This is a genomic window from Xanthomonas sp. JL1 (assembly GCF_038405005.1).
In genome coordinates this window covers 15975-30232 of the sequence record NZ_JBBYGR010000063.1, presented here as the reverse complement: position 1 = coordinate 30232, position 14258 = coordinate 15975, and the positions used below count along the sequence as shown (strand labels likewise).

The following is a 14258-nucleotide window of genomic DNA, read 5'->3' as shown; positions in this document are numbered from 1 at the left end:
TTACGCGTCATCAATGCGCCAGCGCCGCCCTCCTGTGCTCGCGCCAGCACTTTGTACGCCCAGCCGCGATGCAATCCGAACGACGCGGCCACTTCGGCCGGCGATTCGCCTTCGCCCATCCGTTGCAACGCCATCAGGCGCATTTCTTCCAGCGCCGCCCGCGATACCAAACGTCCGTCTCTCTTCTTCATGGATGGTTGGACAGCAGACACCGGCATTTGTTCCCTAATTTACTGACTTATGATTAATCGCAGGCACGCGCAAGCGCTATGCGCGCAGCGCGGGATCGCATACCTCACCATCAGCCGCTTTGCCGCCAGCACTGCTTGGGAGCGCCGCATGATGCTCGCCGGACTCCACCACGTGGCAATCATCGCTGGCGACTATGCAACGTCCAAACAGTTCTATTGCCAGATCCTGGGCCTGCGCGTGCTCGATGAGCATTACCGGCAGACGCGCGACTCGTGGAAGCTGGATCCAACCCTGCCCGATGGTGGGCAGATGAGCTGTTCTCGTTTCCCAACGCGCCACTGCGGCCCAGCCGCCCGGAAGCACGCGGCTTGCGCCACCTCGCCTTTCGCGTCGACGACCTGGATGCCGCCGTCGCACATCTCAACGCACACGGCGTGGCGGCCGAAGACATTCGTGTCGACCAATACACCGGCCGCCGCTTCACCTTCTTCGCCGACCCGGATGACTTGCCGCTGGAGTTGTACGAGGTCGGCTGAGCTGGCGTACAACACCTGCGCTGTGCTGCGGCACTCTCACGCGTGCCGGGCGGGCATCGCACTTCGTCAGACACCGCGTCACATCCTTGGCGCTGAACGCGGACACTCCCCAGCTGCCAGGACTGTCGAAGGTCAGCCACCGCGGGCCCCATGAACGCATCCCGCAATACGTCTTTCCGCGACCATACTCCACGGTATACATTCTCCGTCAGGCCGCCGACGGGTGGCCCCAGCAATCCCTGGGAGGGGAATCATGCGCAAGACCTTCAAGACCCTGATGCTGGCATTGCCGCTGGCGGCCGCCTCGCTGCTGGCCCAGGCCGCCGATTCGCCGGTGGGCCGCTGGACGACCATCGACGATGAAACCGGCAAGCCCAAGTCGGTGGTGCAGATCGAACAGGCCGCCAACGGCACCCTGAGCGGCAAGGTGGTCGAGATCCTGCAGTCCAACCATGGGCCCAACCCGACCTGCAACAAATGCGAGGGCGCGCTCAAGGGCAAGCCGATCAAGGGCATGACCATCCTGTGGGGCCTCAAGCCCGACGGCACCGCGGTCTGGAGCGGCGGCTCGGTACTCGACCCGGCCAAAGGCAAGACCTACAAGTCCAAGATCACCCTCACCGACGGCGGCAAGAAGCTGCAGATGCGCGGCTACGTCGGCATCGAAGCGCTGGGCCGTACCCAGACCTGGGTGCGTGAGTAATCGGGAATCGCGAATCGTTAAGAGCGGGCGTCCTTCGGGGCGCCTTTTTTGTGCTGGCCGGACCAAGATCCCTGCGAGAGAGAAGGCAGTGACGCTGGTGGCCATCGCGCATGCAGACGCCGGCAAGGCGAAAGCGCGCGTCGACAGCACGGCAAGCGGCCGCTTCAACCGATTCCCCATTCCCACTAATGCGATAATCGCGCCTCCCCCGCATCACGCCCGCCATGACCCGCACCGCACTCGTCACTACTGCCCTGCCCTACGCCAACGGCCCGCTGCATCTTGGCCATCTGGTCGGCTATATCCAGGCCGATATCTGGGTGCGCGCGCGCCGGTTGCGCGGCGACAAGACCTGGTTCGTCTGCGCCGACGACACCCACGGCACGCCGATCATGCTGGCCGCCGAGAAGGCCGGGGTGACCCCGGAAGCCTTCATCGCCAGCATCCAGGCCAGCCATGAGCGCGATTTCGCCGCGTTCGGGGTGACCTTCGATCATTACGATTCGACCAATTCGCCGGTCAATCGCGAGCTTACCGAAGCCTTCTACACCAAGCTCGAAGCCGCCGGCCACATCAGCCGGCGCTCGGTGGCGCAGTTCTACGACCCCGCCAAGGGCATGTTCCTGCCGGACCGTTACATCAAGGGCATCTGCCCCAACTGCGGCAGCGCCGATCAATACGGCGACAACTGCGAGGTCTGCGGCGCGACCTATGCGCCCACCGAGTTGAAGGAGCCCAGGTCGGTGATCTCCGGCGCCACCCCGGAGTTGCGCGATTCGGAGCATTTCTTCTTCGAAGTGGGGCAGTTCGACGGTTTCCTGCACGAATGGCTCGCTGGCGATGTGGCGCTGCCCGGCGTCAAGGCCAAGCTCAAGGAGTGGCTGGACGCCGAAGGCGGCCTGCGCGCCTGGGACATCTCGCGCGACGCGCCGTATTTCGGTTTCCAGATGCCCGGCCAGCCGGGCAAGTATTTCTACGTGTGGCTGGATGCGCCGATCGGCTACCTGTGCAGCTTCAAGACGCTGTGCGCGCAGATGGGCGAGGATTTCGCAGCGCATCTGGTCGACGGCACGCAGACCGAACTGCATCACTTCATCGGCAAGGACATCGTCAATTTCCACGGCCTGTTCTGGCCGGCGGTACTGCACGGCACCGGCCATCGCGCGCCGACACGCCTGCACGTCAATGGCTACCTGACCGTGGACGGCGCCAAGATGTCCAAGTCGCGCGGCACCTTCGTGATGGCGCGGACCTTCCTGGATGTCGGCCTGGAACCGGAAGCGCTGCGTTACTACTTCGCGGCCAAGTCCTCCGGCGGCGTGGACGATCTGGACCTCAACCTGGGCGATTTCATCGCGCGGGTGAATGCGGACCTGGTCGGCAAGTTCGTCAACCTGGCCAGCCGCTGCGCCGGCTTCATCGGCAAGCGCTTCGACGGCAAGCTGGCCGAGGCGCTGCCCGATGCTGCGCAGTACGACCGTTTCGTCGCCGCCCTGGCGCCGATCCGCGAGGCCTACGAACGCAACGATGCCGCCAGCGCGATCCGCCAGACCATGGCGCTGGCCGACGAGGCCAACAAGTACATCGACGACACCAAACCGTGGGTGATCGCCAAGCAGGACAGTGCAGACGCGCAGCTGCAATCGGTGTGCACGCAGGGCCTGAACCTGTTCCGGGTTCTGGTGGCCGCGCTCAAGCCGATCCTGCCGCGTACCTGTGCCGAAGCCGAAGCGTTCCTGTCGGCGCCGATGACCAGTTGGGAGGATGTGATCCGCCCGCTGACCTCGCACACGATCCAGCCCTACACCGCCCTGTTCACCCGTATCGACCCCAAACTGATCGACGCCATGACCGACGCTTCCAAGGACACCCTCGCCGCACCTGCAGCTCCGGCTACCACCTCCAAAGCTGCACCGGCCAAGCCTGACACAAAGCCCGCTGCAGCTGCGAATCCCCAATCCCCAATCTCCAATCCCAGCTTCATCGGCATGGATGACTTCGCCAAGCTCGATCTGCGCATCGGCAAGGTGCTGGTCTGCGAATGCGTGGAAGGCTCGGACAAGCTGCTGCGCTTCGAACTGGACGCCGGCGAGCTGGGCAAGCGGCAGATCTTCTCGGGCATCCGCGCCAGCTACGGCGAGCCGGAAGCGCTGGTCGGCCGCAGCGTGGTGTTCATCGCCAACCTGGCTCCGCGCAAAATGCGCTTCGGCATCAGCGACGGCATGATTCTATCGGCCGGCTTCGACGGCGGCGCCCTGGCGCTGCTGGATGCCGACAGCGGCGCGCAGCCGGGCATGCCGGTTCGGTGAGGCGGAATCGGGAATCGGGAATCGGGAATCGGGAAATCGTAGAAGCAAGACCTGATTGTTGAGGAAGACCTGACGCGAGTACTTCGCCCGTACCCTCACCCGCCCCTGCGGGGCACCTTCTCCCCCATGAAGGAGGACAATGTCCCGATGGGAGAAGAAACATCAGGCACACGGCTTCAACGAATCCCCAATCCCAATTTCCCAATCCCTGCCCATGCACCTGGCCCTGTTCGATTTCGACCACACCATCACCACCTGCGACACCGATGGGCGTTTCCTGCGCAAGGTGGCAACGCCGGCGCAGGTGGCGGCGGCGAGATGGCAGGCGGGGCCATGGGTGCTGGGGTCCCGGATGGGCGTGGTGTCTGCAGCCGCACTGCGCGCGCGGGTGACGCGACTGGTGTTCACCGGCCACCCGCTCGATGAGATGACCGCGCATGGCGCCGAGTACGCGCGCACCGCGCTGCCGGGCATGCTGCGCGGCGAGATGATGCAACGCATCGACTGGCATCAGGCGAAGGGACATGAAGTGGTGCTGGTGTCGGGTTCGCTGGATCTGGATCTGTATCTGCAGCCGTGGTGCACAGAGCATGGGCTATCGCTGGTCTGCAACCGGCTGGAACATGCTGCAGGCGTGCTGACCGGGCGCTATGCCGAAGGCGATTGTGGGCCGCACAAGGTCGCGCGGATTCGCAGTCACTACGACTTGCATCGGTACGACTGCGTACACGCCTATGGCGACAGCCGCGAAGACAAACCAATGCTCGCGCTTGCGCAACAACGCTGGTATCGCGGCAATTTGCTGCGCTGAGATGGCCACCATGCCCGCCCCTGGCCCCGACCTGGTCGAACGCCTCGACCGCCTGCTGCCGCAGACCCAATGCGGGCAATGCGGGTATGACGGCTGTCGTCCGTATGCGCAGGCGATGGCCGAGGGCCAAGCGACGATCGATCACTGCCCACCCGGCGGCGATGCGGGTGCACGCGCATTGGCGCAGGCGCTGGGCGTGCCGGCACGTCCCTACGACCGCAGTCGCGGCGCGCACAAATTGCCGCAGGTGGCCTGGATCGTGGAAGCCGACTGCATCGGCTGCACCAAGTGCATCCATGCCTGCCCCGTGGATGCCATCGTCGGCGGCGCCAAGCACATGCATACGGTGATCGCGCCGCTGTGCACCGGCTGCGAGCTGTGTCTGCCGGCCTGCCCGGTGGATTGTATCGAATTGCATCCAGCCGGTTGAGCGCGGCGCTCAGCGCGATGCCGCGCCCAGTCGATGCCTGCGTGGTCATGGATTGGCGCGCAGTCCCACCTGCTGCGAAGGCGGATTCGCGCTAGCGCGACATGCAGGCGATGCCTCGATCGATCAGTGATCTGCCGCATCCAGGTTGGAAGGCAGGCACCAAAAACATCGACACCGCCGCAAGCGCGTTGGCATTGGTCCGAATCTCCGGGTTACAACGGCGTTTGGCTGCGCGCCAGTCGCATGCGCATGCAGACGTGCGCCACCGACATGTCGATGCGCCGCGCTGCGCACCGGTGGCAGCGAGCCACCGCAGACTGCGCAGCCCACCTGATCGCGCTGCGCGCATGCGCCCACCGTTCGAAACGGTGCACCATGCGCGCTTGCCCCGGCATGTGCCGCCACCATTGTTGTCACGCTCGCTCGCCCCTTGCGGCAAGACCACCGGTTGCCATACGACGCCGTGCCGCTGCAGCACCGTCAGCGCCATCACCCACCACTGCCAGCCAGCCGCGCCAGCGTCCAACCACCTCGCCGTCAGGAACGTCCTGACGCAGCTGGCGCATCCGTGCTGCGGCCGCGCCCGTATGGGTATGCACTCCCATCGAGGATCTGCCGATGCGTCCACTTGCCGCTGCCCTCGCCACCCTTGCTATCCGTTGCCGGCCGATTCCGCTGCTGCTGGTGCTATGCAGCCTGCCACTCAGTGCAGCAGCAGTGAGGCGGGTGGACGGCGATGCCTTCGATGGCGACAGCGGCGCGTTGCGGTATCGCGAGTCGCACTGGTTGCTCGACGATGGCGCGCGGCTGGTGCTGTACCGCTGCCCGGACGGGAGACCGTTCGCGCGCAAGCAGGTTGACGGCGGCGGCACCTCGCCCGACTTCAGCCTGATCGACGGGCGCGATGGCTATCGCGAAGGTGTACGCCACCGCGATGGCGTGCGCGAGATGTTTCAGCTCGCTCCAGGCAAACCCGAACGCCGCACCACGCTGCCGCCTGGCGCCGGCGCGCGGGTGATCGACGCCGGGTTCGACACCTATTTGCGCGCGCAGTGGGACGCCATTGCAAGCGCACCGCAGAAGGTGGATTTCGTGTTGCCCAGCCTGCAGCGGCAACTGCGCTTCCGGGTCGAACGCATGGGCGATGCTGCCGGCCAGCGGCGTTTTCGCATCAGTCTGGATGCCTGGTACGCCGCGGCAGTGCCGTCGCTGGAGGTGCGTTATTCGATCGCCGACAAACGCCTGCTCGAATTCCGGGGCGTCGGTAATCTGCGCGATGCGAATGGCCGCTATCCGCACGTGCGCATCGTATTCCCTGACACCGCTGCGCGCGCGGCCAGTGCCGAGGAATTACGCCAGGCACGCGAGCAGCCGCTGACCACGTCGTGCAGCGCCCTGTGAGCCGGGCCCGCGCCATCTTCACGCTCGCCCACGCGCCGTTGCGTACAACGGCCCGGGCACCCATTCCCCGCACAGGAGCACCGCCGTGGCAAAAGCCTATCTCTGGATCAATGCAGTGCTCTACTTCGCCCTGGCAGTGTGGTGCACGCTCTCTCCGGCCAAGACCGCAACGGCGGTGGGCTATACCCAGCTTTCGCCTGCCGGCCAATCCGAATACCTGGTCATCTACGGTGGCCTGCAGTTGGGCATGGCATTCCTGTTCAGCTACTTCGCATGGACCGATCAAGCCCGCACTGGGCTGGTGGTCGCACTGGCGTTCTACGTTCCAATCGTACTGTTCCGCAACGTCGCGCTCGCGCGCTTGTGGCCGGTCTCTGCACCCACGGTTGCGCTTGCCGGTGTGGAGATCCTGTTGCTGCTCGCTGCAGTATTGCTGTGGTTCCAACGCAAGTGAAAGACACACTCGGCGCAGTCCGGTAGCATCGCCGCTACCTAACCCAACGCCCGACCGCATGAGTGCCATTCCTGGCCACGACGACGATGAGACCGGACGCCTGCTGACCGCAACCGCGGGCGGCGACCGGCATGCTTTCGAAGCGCTGTACCGGCAGACCTCGCCCAAGCTGTTCGGGGTATGCCTGCGCATGATCCCGCAACGTGCCGAAGCCGAAGAGGTGCTGCAGGATGTGTTTACGCTGATCTGGCACAAGGCCGGGCAGTTCGACCCGAGCCGCGCACGCGGGCTGACCTGGCTGGCGATGATCGCGCGCAACAAGGCGATCGACCATCTGCGCGCCAACGCGCCGCAGCGCCGCAACGTGGCGCTGGACGATGCCGGCGAGCTACGTGCCAACGATGCCTCGCCGCTGGAGCGCACCGAGCGCGCCAGCACGCGGCGGCGCATCGATCATTGTCTGGCCGAACTGGAGCCGCCGCGCAGCGAATTGATCCGCACTGCGTTCTTCGAAGGCATCACTTACGAAGAACTCGCCGCGCGCACCGACACACCGATCGGCACGATCAAAAGCTGGATCCGTCGTGGTCTGGCCAAACTCAAGGCATGTCTGGAACGATGAGCACGCCCTTGCCCATCGACCAGGAAACGCCGCGCGACGTGCTTGCCGGCGAATACGTGCTCGGCCCGTTGAGCGTAGAAGAACGCCTGGCGGCCGCACAACGCGTTGCCACCGACGGCCAGTTCGCCCAGGCCGTGGGGCAGTGGCAGGAACTGCTGGCGCCGCTGCTGGAAGAAATCGTTACCGAGACCCCACCGGATCACGTGTGGGCACGTGTGCGCCAGACGCTGGGCTTCGATACGCCCTTGCGCGCGGTGCCGTCTGCGGCGCCGGTCAGCCCCAATACGCCGGCAGTGCCCTTGTGGAACAACGTGCGGTTCTGGCGCTGGGCCAGCGTCGGCGGCCTGGCTACTGCAGCGGTGTGCGTGCTCGCTCTGCTCAACGTGCGCACGCCGCCGGAAGCAGTACAGCCGCCGCCGACCGGCGAGGTCGTGCAAACTCCGGTCACCCCGCCTGCCACCCATCCGCCTGCCACGACCGGGATCGCCATGACCTCGACCCTGGCCACCCAAGACGGTCGCCCCGGTTACGTGGCGTTGATGGATGCCGACAAGCACACCATCACGGTGACACCGCTGGACCGCACCGCCACCGTCGGCAAGGTACCGGAGTTGTGGCTGATCACCCCCGATGGCAAGGCGCATTCAATGGGCACGTTCGACGATCAACGTGCACGTCGTGCGCAAATCCCGGATAAGCTGATGCCCATGCTCAGCAACGAGGCGCTCCTGGCCGTCACGCTGGAACCGCCGGGCGGCGCCCCGGGTGGCGTTGCCACTGGCACTGTGGTCGCAAAGGGCGGCATCAGCACGCTGGCAATGGCGCCCTGATTCGGCACGCCTGACCCCGCTTGCGAGCGCTTCGCAAGCGGGATTTCATCGAAAACCGCCTCGTCCGCGCCAGCAGTGTCTGCTGGGGGCAATGTGTGCGCAGCTGCGCGATTCATTGGCGACGCCAAGCGAACCTCACCCATGCATGCGACCATCAAGCGGCCCGGTGCATCTGTTTGCCGGCAGCATCCGTATCGGGTCACGATTACCTATGGAGAATCACGCGTGTCGAGTACTGGCTTGGACCCTCACGCCGCAGCACCGCAGCCCACACCCACGCCACCGCGTAGCGGGTTGGCCGCGCGCATCGGCAGCCTGCGTCGCTGGGTGGATTCGCAGACCGACGAGCCCCTGGACGAAGCCCGCGCCGATCGCATCGACTGGCTGCGTGCACTGCCCTTCATTGCACTGCATCTGGCTTGCTTGGCGGTGTTCTGGGTAGGCGCGTCGTGGTTTGCGGTGGGCATGGCGGTGGCGCTGTACGCATTGCGCATGTTCACGCTCACCGGGTTTTATCACCGCTACTTCTCGCACCGTGCGTTCAAGACCTCACGGGTGCTGCAATTCGTCTTCGCCGCCATCGGTGCCACCTGCGTGCAGCGCGGGCCGCTGTGGTGGGCGGCGCATCATCGCAACCATCATCGGCATACCGATACCGGCCGCGACCCGCATTCGCCGGCGCAGCACGGCTTCTGGTGGAGCCACACCGGCTGGTTCCTGACCCCACGCAATTTCCGCACCGATTGGGACGTGATTCCCGACCTGCGCCGCTTTGCCGAACTGCGCTTTCTGGACCGCTTCGACATCGTGATGCCGGCGCTGCTGGCGCTCGGCCTCTACCTGCTCGGCGACTGGCTGGCGGTTGCGGCGCCCGCGCTGAAGACCAACGGTGCGCAATTGCTGGCGTGGGGCTTTGCGATCTCCACCGTGGCGCTGTTCCATGCCACCTTCACCATCAACTCCCTGGCGCATCGCTTCGGCAGCCAGCGTTTCGACACGCGCGACGATAGCCGCAACAACTGGCTGCTGGCATTGCTTACCTTTGGCGAAGGCTGGCACAACAACCACCACTTCTTCCCCGGCTCCGTGCGCCAGGGCTTGCGGTGGTGGGAATACGATGTGACCTGGTACGGGCTTACCGCGATGTCGTGGGTGGGGCTGGTGTGGGACCTCAAGCCGATGCCGAAGCGGCTCACTCAGCGGGCCGAACGGGTGAGGCAATGAGCGAGGGCAGGATTGCCGTGGTCGGCAGCGGCATTGCCGGCCTCGGCGCGGCGTGGCTGTTGTCGCGGCGCTACGAAGTGACCTTGTTCGAGGCCGCCGATTATCTGGGCGGGCATACGCACACGCACGACATCCAGTTGGAAGGTCAGCGTTATGCAGTGGACAGCGGCTTCATCGTGTTCAATCCGCAGCATTACCCGCTGCTCACACGCATGTTCGCCGAGCTGGACGTGGCCGCGCAGCCGACCACGATGAGCTTTTCGGTACACGATGCGCGCAGCGGGCTTGAATATAACGCCGGCAGCCTCGGCGGGTTGTTCTGCCAGCGCCGCAATCTGCTCAGCCCACGCTTCTGGCGCATGCTGGCGGACCTACGCCGTTTCTATCGCCAGGCACCGGCGGTGCTGCACAGCGACGAGCGTTTCAGCACGCTGGGCGCGTATCTGCAGCGGCACGGCTATTCGGATGCATTTCGCGACCAGCACTTGGTGCCGATGGCATCGGCGCTGTGGTCTTCGCCCTCGCAGACCATTCTCGAATTTCCCATGGGCCAACTGATCGGCTTCATGGCCAATCACCACATGCTGCAACTCAGCGGGCGTCCGCAGTGGCAGGTGGTACGTGGCGGCTCCAACAGCTATGTGCGTGCATTGCGTCGGCGCTGGCAGGTGATCGAACGCTTGTCCACGCCGGTCCGGGCGATCCGACGCACGCCCAATGGCGTGGTGGTGAATGCCTCACGTTGCGAGGAACATTTCAACCACGTGGTGCTGGCCTGTCATGCCGATGATGCGCTGGCCTTGCTCAGCGATGCCACGCCAGCCGAGCAGCAGATCCTGGGCGGCATCACCTACCAGGACAACGACACCGTGCTGCACACCGATGCCAGCGTGCTGCCGCGCGACCGGCGCGCCTGGGCGGCATGGAATGCGCACGTGCCGGCCGACCCGAATGCCGCCTGCACGGTGAGCTATTGGATGAATGCGCTGCAGTCGATCAGCTCCCCGCAACAGTTCATCGTCAGCCTCAATCGCAATGACGCGATCGACCCGAGCAAGGTGCTGCGGCGCATGCGCTATCGCCACCCGGTGCAGAACGCAGCCGCACTGGCAGCGCAGACGCGCAAGGCGGAGATTCAGGGCGTGCAGAACACCTGGTTTGCCGGCGCGGCATGGGGCTTCGGTTTCCACGAAGACGGCCTGCGCAGCGGCGTGGATGTCGCGCAGGGCCTGGGAGTGCGGTGGTGATGCAGCTGCTGCGCGAAGCCCACACCGACGCGGCACCCTTGCCCCCCGCAGAGGGCAGCGGCGCCGGTTGCGTGGCGGGTCCATTGCGCAGCGCGATCTACACCGGCTGGGTGCGGCATCGCCGCTTCATGCCCAGAGCACTGCAATTCCGCTATCGCCTGTTCCTGATGTATGTGGATCTGTCCGAACTGGACCAGGTGTTTGCGCGGCGCTGGTTATGGTCGGTGGGGCGCGCCAACCTGGCGCAGTTCCGGCGCAGCGATTATCTGGGCGATGCGAATATGCCACTGGACCAGGCGGTACGCGACTGCGTGCAGGCACACACCGGCGAGCGCCCCGAAGGCGCGATTCGGCTGCTGACGCACTTGCGCTATTTCGGCCACGTGTTCAACCCGGTCAGCTTCTACTACTGCTTCGATCGCCACGACGCCCTGCGCTGGATCGTGGCCGAAATCACCAACACGCCCTGGCAGCAGCGTCATACCTATGTGCTGCCGGTAGCGCAGGCGCGCACGCATCGCGATGTGCATGCGTGGCGCTTCGACAAGCGCTTCCACGTTTCGCCGTTCATGGGCATGCAGCACCGCTACGACTGGCGCTTCAGCGTGCCGGATGCGCAGTTGCGCGTGCATATGGATGTACTGGATGCCATCGGCGACGATGCCGGCGGCGCCATCGACAACCGCGGCACGCGCCGCTTCGACGCCACCTTGGTGCTGCAACGTCAACCGATCACCGGGCGCACTCTGGCGCGCACCTTGCTGGCTTATCCGTTGATGACGGTCTGGGTGGTGATCGCCATTCACTGGCAAGCCTTGCGCCTGTGGCTGCGCGGCAACCCTGTCCACGACCACCCTCACCCGCCTGTGCGAGAACCCCGATGAACGCCACGTCCCTGCCCGATCACGCTGAGCCACGCGCGGCTTCCTGGTCAGACCGTCTGCTGCGCAAGCGCCTGCTGGCCACGCTTGGGCAATTGCGCGACGGGCAGCTGCAGTTGCATGAAGGCGGCACGGTCACCACGCTGGGCACGGCGACTGGCGCGGAGTCCTTGCAGACGCAATTGCGCGTGATCGATCCCGGTTTTTATCGCCAGGCTGCGCTCAACGGCAGCGTCGGTGCGGGCGAGTCGTATATGGATGGGCAGTGGCAGTGCGACGACCTGGTGGCGTTGATGCGGCTGCTGCTGCGCAACCGCGAGCGATTGGACGCGATGGAGACCGGTACCGCACGCCTGGGCGGCTGGGCCATGCGCAGCCTGCACGCGTTTGCGCGCAATACCCGCAGCGGCAGCCGGCGCAATATCGCTGCGCACTACGATCTGGGCAACCCGCTGTTCAAGCTATTTCTGGATGAAAACCTGATGTACTCGTCGGCGATATTCGTCGATGGCGAAGAAGCGCAAGGCGAAGCAGCACTGGAGCGTGCAGCCACCCGCAAGCTCGAACGCATCTGCCGGAAATTGCGCCTGGGCCCGCAGCATCATGTCGTGGAGATCGGCACCGGCTGGGGCGGATTTGCGCTGTATGCCGCACGCACGCATGGCTGCCGCGTCACCACCACCACCATTTCACGCGAACAGTTCGATCTGGCCACGCAACGCATCGCCGCAGCCGGCTTGAGCGATTGGGTGACGGTGTTGTTGCGTGACTATCGCGATCTGGAAGGCCGCTTCGACCGCGTGGTGTCGATCGAGATGATCGAAGCGATTGGCCATCAGTATCTGGACACGTATTTCGCCAAGGTCGGCAGCCTGCTGGCCGACGATGGCGAGGCGCTGATCCAGGCCATCACCATCGAAGATCACCGCTACAAACAGGCGCTGCACTCGGTGGATTTCATCAAGCGGCATATTTTCCCGGGCAGCTTCATTCCTTCGGTGGCGGCTATGACCGGGGCGGTCGCGCGCGCCAGCGATTTGCGCCTGTTCAATCTGGAAGACATCGGCCCGAGCTATGCGCTGACCTTGCGCGCGTGGCGCAAGCGCTTCATGGCGCAATTGCCGCAGGTGCGTGCGCTGGGCTACGACGAGCGCTTCATCCGCATGTGGGAGTTCTATCTGGCCTATTGCGAAGCCGGTTTCTTGGAACGCTCGATCGGCGATGTGCATCTGTGGCTGAGCAAGCCCGGCGCACGCCCGCCGCAGTTCGTGCCCGGCCTTGCCGCCGACGCATGAAGCAGCTCGGCAACTACCTCGGCCTGCAGGTGCTGTGGCTGGTGGCGGTCAGCGCTGCCGCGCATGCACGCACTTGGCCAACGCTGCTGGCGCTGGCCGTGTTCGCGCTGTACCAGCTGTGGCCATCGCGCCGGGCGCCGGGCGATGTGCAATTGATGATCGCGGCGTTGTCGCTGGGATTGCTGCTGGACACCACGCTTGCCGCCGCCAATTGGGTGCGCTACGCCGCGCCGTGGTCAGGCAGCCTGCTGGCACCGCCATGGATCCTGGCGTTGTGGCTGGGATTTGCGCTCACCCTCAATCATTCGCTGGCCGCGGTGATGCAGCGGCCGTGGCTGGCGGTGTTGCTCGGCACCATCTTCGGGCCGTTTTCGTATTGGCTGGCGGAACGCAGCTGGCACGCAGTGGAATTTCAATCGCCCTACCTGCATGCCGTGCTAGCCGTGGGCATCGGCTGGGGCGTGGCCTGCGGTGTGTTGTCGCTGTATGCACGCCGGCTGGCGCGACCATTGCCTGAGCACATCACCGGAGAACTGCAATGAATGCCTGGCCGCTGCTGCATGTGGGCGTGTTCGCAAGCGTGGTGATGGTGATCGGCTGGCGATGGCAACGCCGCAGCGGCAACGCCGGCCCGGTCGATGTGTTGTGGGCGGGCTGCCTGGCGCTGGCGGCGCCGTATTGCGCATGGATGTCCGAGGGCGCCGTGCTGCCGCGGGTGCTGGTGGCGGTGCTTGGCGGTGTGTGGGGGGCGCGGCTGGCGCTGCATCTGGGCGTACGCGTGTTCGGCGACCCGCACGAAGATGGCCGTTACCGCGCGCTACGCGCGCATTGGAATGGCAGCCAGCGCAAATTCCTCGGGTTCTTCCTGGCCCAGGCGATGATGGTGGTGCTGTTCGCGGTGCCGTTTCTGGCCGCTGCCAGCAACCCGCGCACCGGCTGGAGCGTGTGGACCAGCATTGCCATTGCGGTGTGGTTGATCGCGGTCGGTGGCGAGGCATTGGCCGACCGGCAGTTGTCGGCGCATAAGGCCAACCCTGCCAATGGCGGCAAGACCTGCCGCACCGGTCTATGGCGGTACTCGCGCCACCCCAATTACTTTTTTGAGTTCGTGCACTGGTTTGCCTACCTGGCGCTGGCCGTGGGTGCTGGCCCGTGGCCGGTGGCGCTGTGCGCGCTTGGCCCGGTGGTGATGTTCGTGTTTCTGTATCGCTTCACTGGCATCCCCTACACCGAGCAGCAGGCGCTGCGCTCGCGTGGCGAGGATTACGCCCGCTACCAGCGCAGCACCAGCGCGTTCTTTCCGCTTCCCCCTTCGTCCTGAGT

15 protein-coding genes and 1 pseudogene are annotated in these 14258 nt (G+C 65.3%); 15 read left to right on the top strand and 1 reads right to left on the bottom strand.

All coding sequences use genetic code 11. From position 1 onward, the window contains the following. On the bottom strand, positions 1-218 hold a 218-nt coding region (locus tag WJW29_RS14930), incomplete at its 3' end, for a helix-turn-helix domain-containing protein (protein ID WP_033013626.1). Between the two features lie 121 nt (positions 219-339). Here WJW29_RS14930 and WJW29_RS14925 point away from each other — a divergent pair. The 15 genes and pseudogenes from WJW29_RS14925 to WJW29_RS14855 all read left to right on the top strand — a co-directional run bounded on the left by WJW29_RS14925 (position 340) and on the right by WJW29_RS14855 (position 14256). Continuing rightward, positions 340-728, top strand: a pseudogene (locus WJW29_RS14925) (VOC family protein). A 253-nt stretch (positions 729-981) separates the two neighbouring features. Further along, positions 982-1431 carry a DUF2147 domain-containing protein gene (locus WJW29_RS14920; RefSeq protein ID WP_012445211.1) on the top strand — a complete coding sequence of 150 codons (450 nt, stop codon included), beginning with the start codon at positions 982-984 and terminating at the stop codon, positions 1429-1431. Positions 1432-1655: 224 nt separating this feature from the next. Then, entirely contained in the window at positions 1656-3740 is a 2085-nt protein-coding gene (gene metG, locus WJW29_RS14915) for a methionine--tRNA ligase (protein ID WP_011258663.1), read from the top strand. 214 nt (positions 3741-3954) lie between these two features. Then, positions 3955-4551, top strand: coding sequence for an HAD family hydrolase (locus WJW29_RS14910; protein WP_041182084.1), 597 nt, complete (start codon positions 3955-3957; stop codon positions 4549-4551). Between the two features lies 1 nt (position 4552). Beyond that, a complete protein-coding gene (gene rnfB, locus WJW29_RS14905; protein WP_012445213.1) occupies positions 4553-4981 on the top strand; it encodes an Rnf electron transport complex subunit RnfB in 429 nt (142 codons plus the stop codon). Between the two features lie 618 nt (positions 4982-5599). Further along, on the top strand, positions 5600-6382 hold the full coding sequence (locus tag WJW29_RS14900; protein ID WP_011258660.1) for a hypothetical protein: 783 nt from the start codon (positions 5600-5602) through the stop codon (positions 6380-6382). An 85-nt stretch (positions 6383-6467) separates the two neighbouring features. Further along, complete coding sequence (locus WJW29_RS14895) at positions 6468-6836, top strand: hypothetical protein (RefSeq protein WP_012445216.1); 369 nt, start codon at positions 6468-6470, stop codon at positions 6834-6836. Positions 6837-6894: 58 nt separating this feature from the next. Continuing rightward, complete coding sequence (locus tag WJW29_RS14890; RefSeq protein ID WP_011258659.1) at positions 6895-7458, top strand: sigma-70 family RNA polymerase sigma factor; 564 nt, start codon at positions 6895-6897, stop codon at positions 7456-7458. Continuing rightward, positions 7455-8288, top strand: a complete 834-nt coding sequence (locus WJW29_RS14885) for an anti-sigma factor (protein ID WP_012445217.1) — start codon at positions 7455-7457, stop codon at positions 8286-8288. Before WJW29_RS14890 ends, WJW29_RS14885 begins: the two co-directional genes overlap by 4 nt. A gap of 225 nt (positions 8289-8513) precedes the next feature. Then, positions 8514-9512: an acyl-CoA desaturase gene (locus WJW29_RS14880; RefSeq protein WP_011408297.1), complete on the top strand. Its 999-nt coding sequence runs from the start codon at positions 8514-8516 to the stop codon at positions 9510-9512. Then, entirely contained in the window at positions 9509-10759 is a 1251-nt protein-coding gene (locus tag WJW29_RS14875; RefSeq protein ID WP_027704227.1) for an FAD-dependent oxidoreductase, read from the top strand. Before WJW29_RS14880 ends, WJW29_RS14875 begins: the two co-directional genes overlap by 4 nt. Further along, the gene (locus WJW29_RS14870; RefSeq protein ID WP_011408295.1) at positions 10759-11643 is read left to right on the top strand and encodes a DUF1365 domain-containing protein; all 885 of its coding nucleotides are present in this window, start codon (positions 10759-10761) and stop codon (positions 11641-11643) included. Before WJW29_RS14875 ends, WJW29_RS14870 begins: the two co-directional genes overlap by 1 nt. Beyond that, positions 11640-12935, top strand: a complete 1296-nt coding sequence (locus tag WJW29_RS14865; protein ID WP_011258655.1) for a cyclopropane-fatty-acyl-phospholipid synthase family protein — start codon at positions 11640-11642, stop codon at positions 12933-12935. Before WJW29_RS14870 ends, WJW29_RS14865 begins: the two co-directional genes overlap by 4 nt. Then, positions 12932-13477, top strand: a complete 546-nt coding sequence (locus WJW29_RS14860) for a DUF2878 domain-containing protein (protein WP_011258654.1) — start codon at positions 12932-12934, stop codon at positions 13475-13477. Before WJW29_RS14865 ends, WJW29_RS14860 begins: the two co-directional genes overlap by 4 nt. Next, positions 13474-14256, top strand: coding sequence for a DUF1295 domain-containing protein (locus WJW29_RS14855; RefSeq protein WP_011258653.1), 783 nt, complete (start codon positions 13474-13476; stop codon positions 14254-14256). The genes WJW29_RS14860 and WJW29_RS14855 overlap by 4 nt, the downstream gene beginning before the upstream one ends. Positions 14257-14258 lie beyond the last annotated feature (2 nt).

Bases quoted from the DNA above. Each gene is read 5' to 3' on its own strand.
- WJW29_RS14920 (WP_012445211.1), top strand. From the start codon at position 982: ATGCGCAAGACCTTCAAGACCCTGATGCTGGCATTGCCGCTGGCGGCC.
- metG (WP_011258663.1), top strand. From the start codon at position 1,656: ATGACCCGCACCGCACTCGTCACTACTGCCCTGCCCTACGCCAACGGC.
- WJW29_RS14910 (WP_041182084.1), top strand. From the start codon at position 3,955: ATGCACCTGGCCCTGTTCGATTTCGACCACACCATCACCACCTGCGAC.
- rnfB (WP_012445213.1), top strand. From the start codon at position 4,553: ATGGCCACCATGCCCGCCCCTGGCCCCGACCTGGTCGAACGCCTCGAC.
- WJW29_RS14900 (WP_011258660.1), top strand. From the start codon at position 5,600: ATGCGTCCACTTGCCGCTGCCCTCGCCACCCTTGCTATCCGTTGCCGG.
- WJW29_RS14890 (WP_011258659.1), top strand. From the start codon at position 6,895: ATGAGTGCCATTCCTGGCCACGACGACGATGAGACCGGACGCCTGCTG.
- WJW29_RS14885 (WP_012445217.1), top strand. From the start codon at position 7,455: ATGAGCACGCCCTTGCCCATCGACCAGGAAACGCCGCGCGACGTGCTT.
- WJW29_RS14875 (WP_027704227.1), top strand. From the start codon at position 9,509: ATGAGCGAGGGCAGGATTGCCGTGGTCGGCAGCGGCATTGCCGGCCTC.
- WJW29_RS14870 (WP_011408295.1), top strand. From the start codon at position 10,759: ATGCAGCTGCTGCGCGAAGCCCACACCGACGCGGCACCCTTGCCCCCC.
- WJW29_RS14865 (WP_011258655.1), top strand. From the start codon at position 11,640: ATGAACGCCACGTCCCTGCCCGATCACGCTGAGCCACGCGCGGCTTCC.
- WJW29_RS14860 (WP_011258654.1), top strand. From the start codon at position 12,932: ATGAAGCAGCTCGGCAACTACCTCGGCCTGCAGGTGCTGTGGCTGGTG.
- WJW29_RS14855 (WP_011258653.1), top strand. From the start codon at position 13,474: ATGAATGCCTGGCCGCTGCTGCATGTGGGCGTGTTCGCAAGCGTGGTG.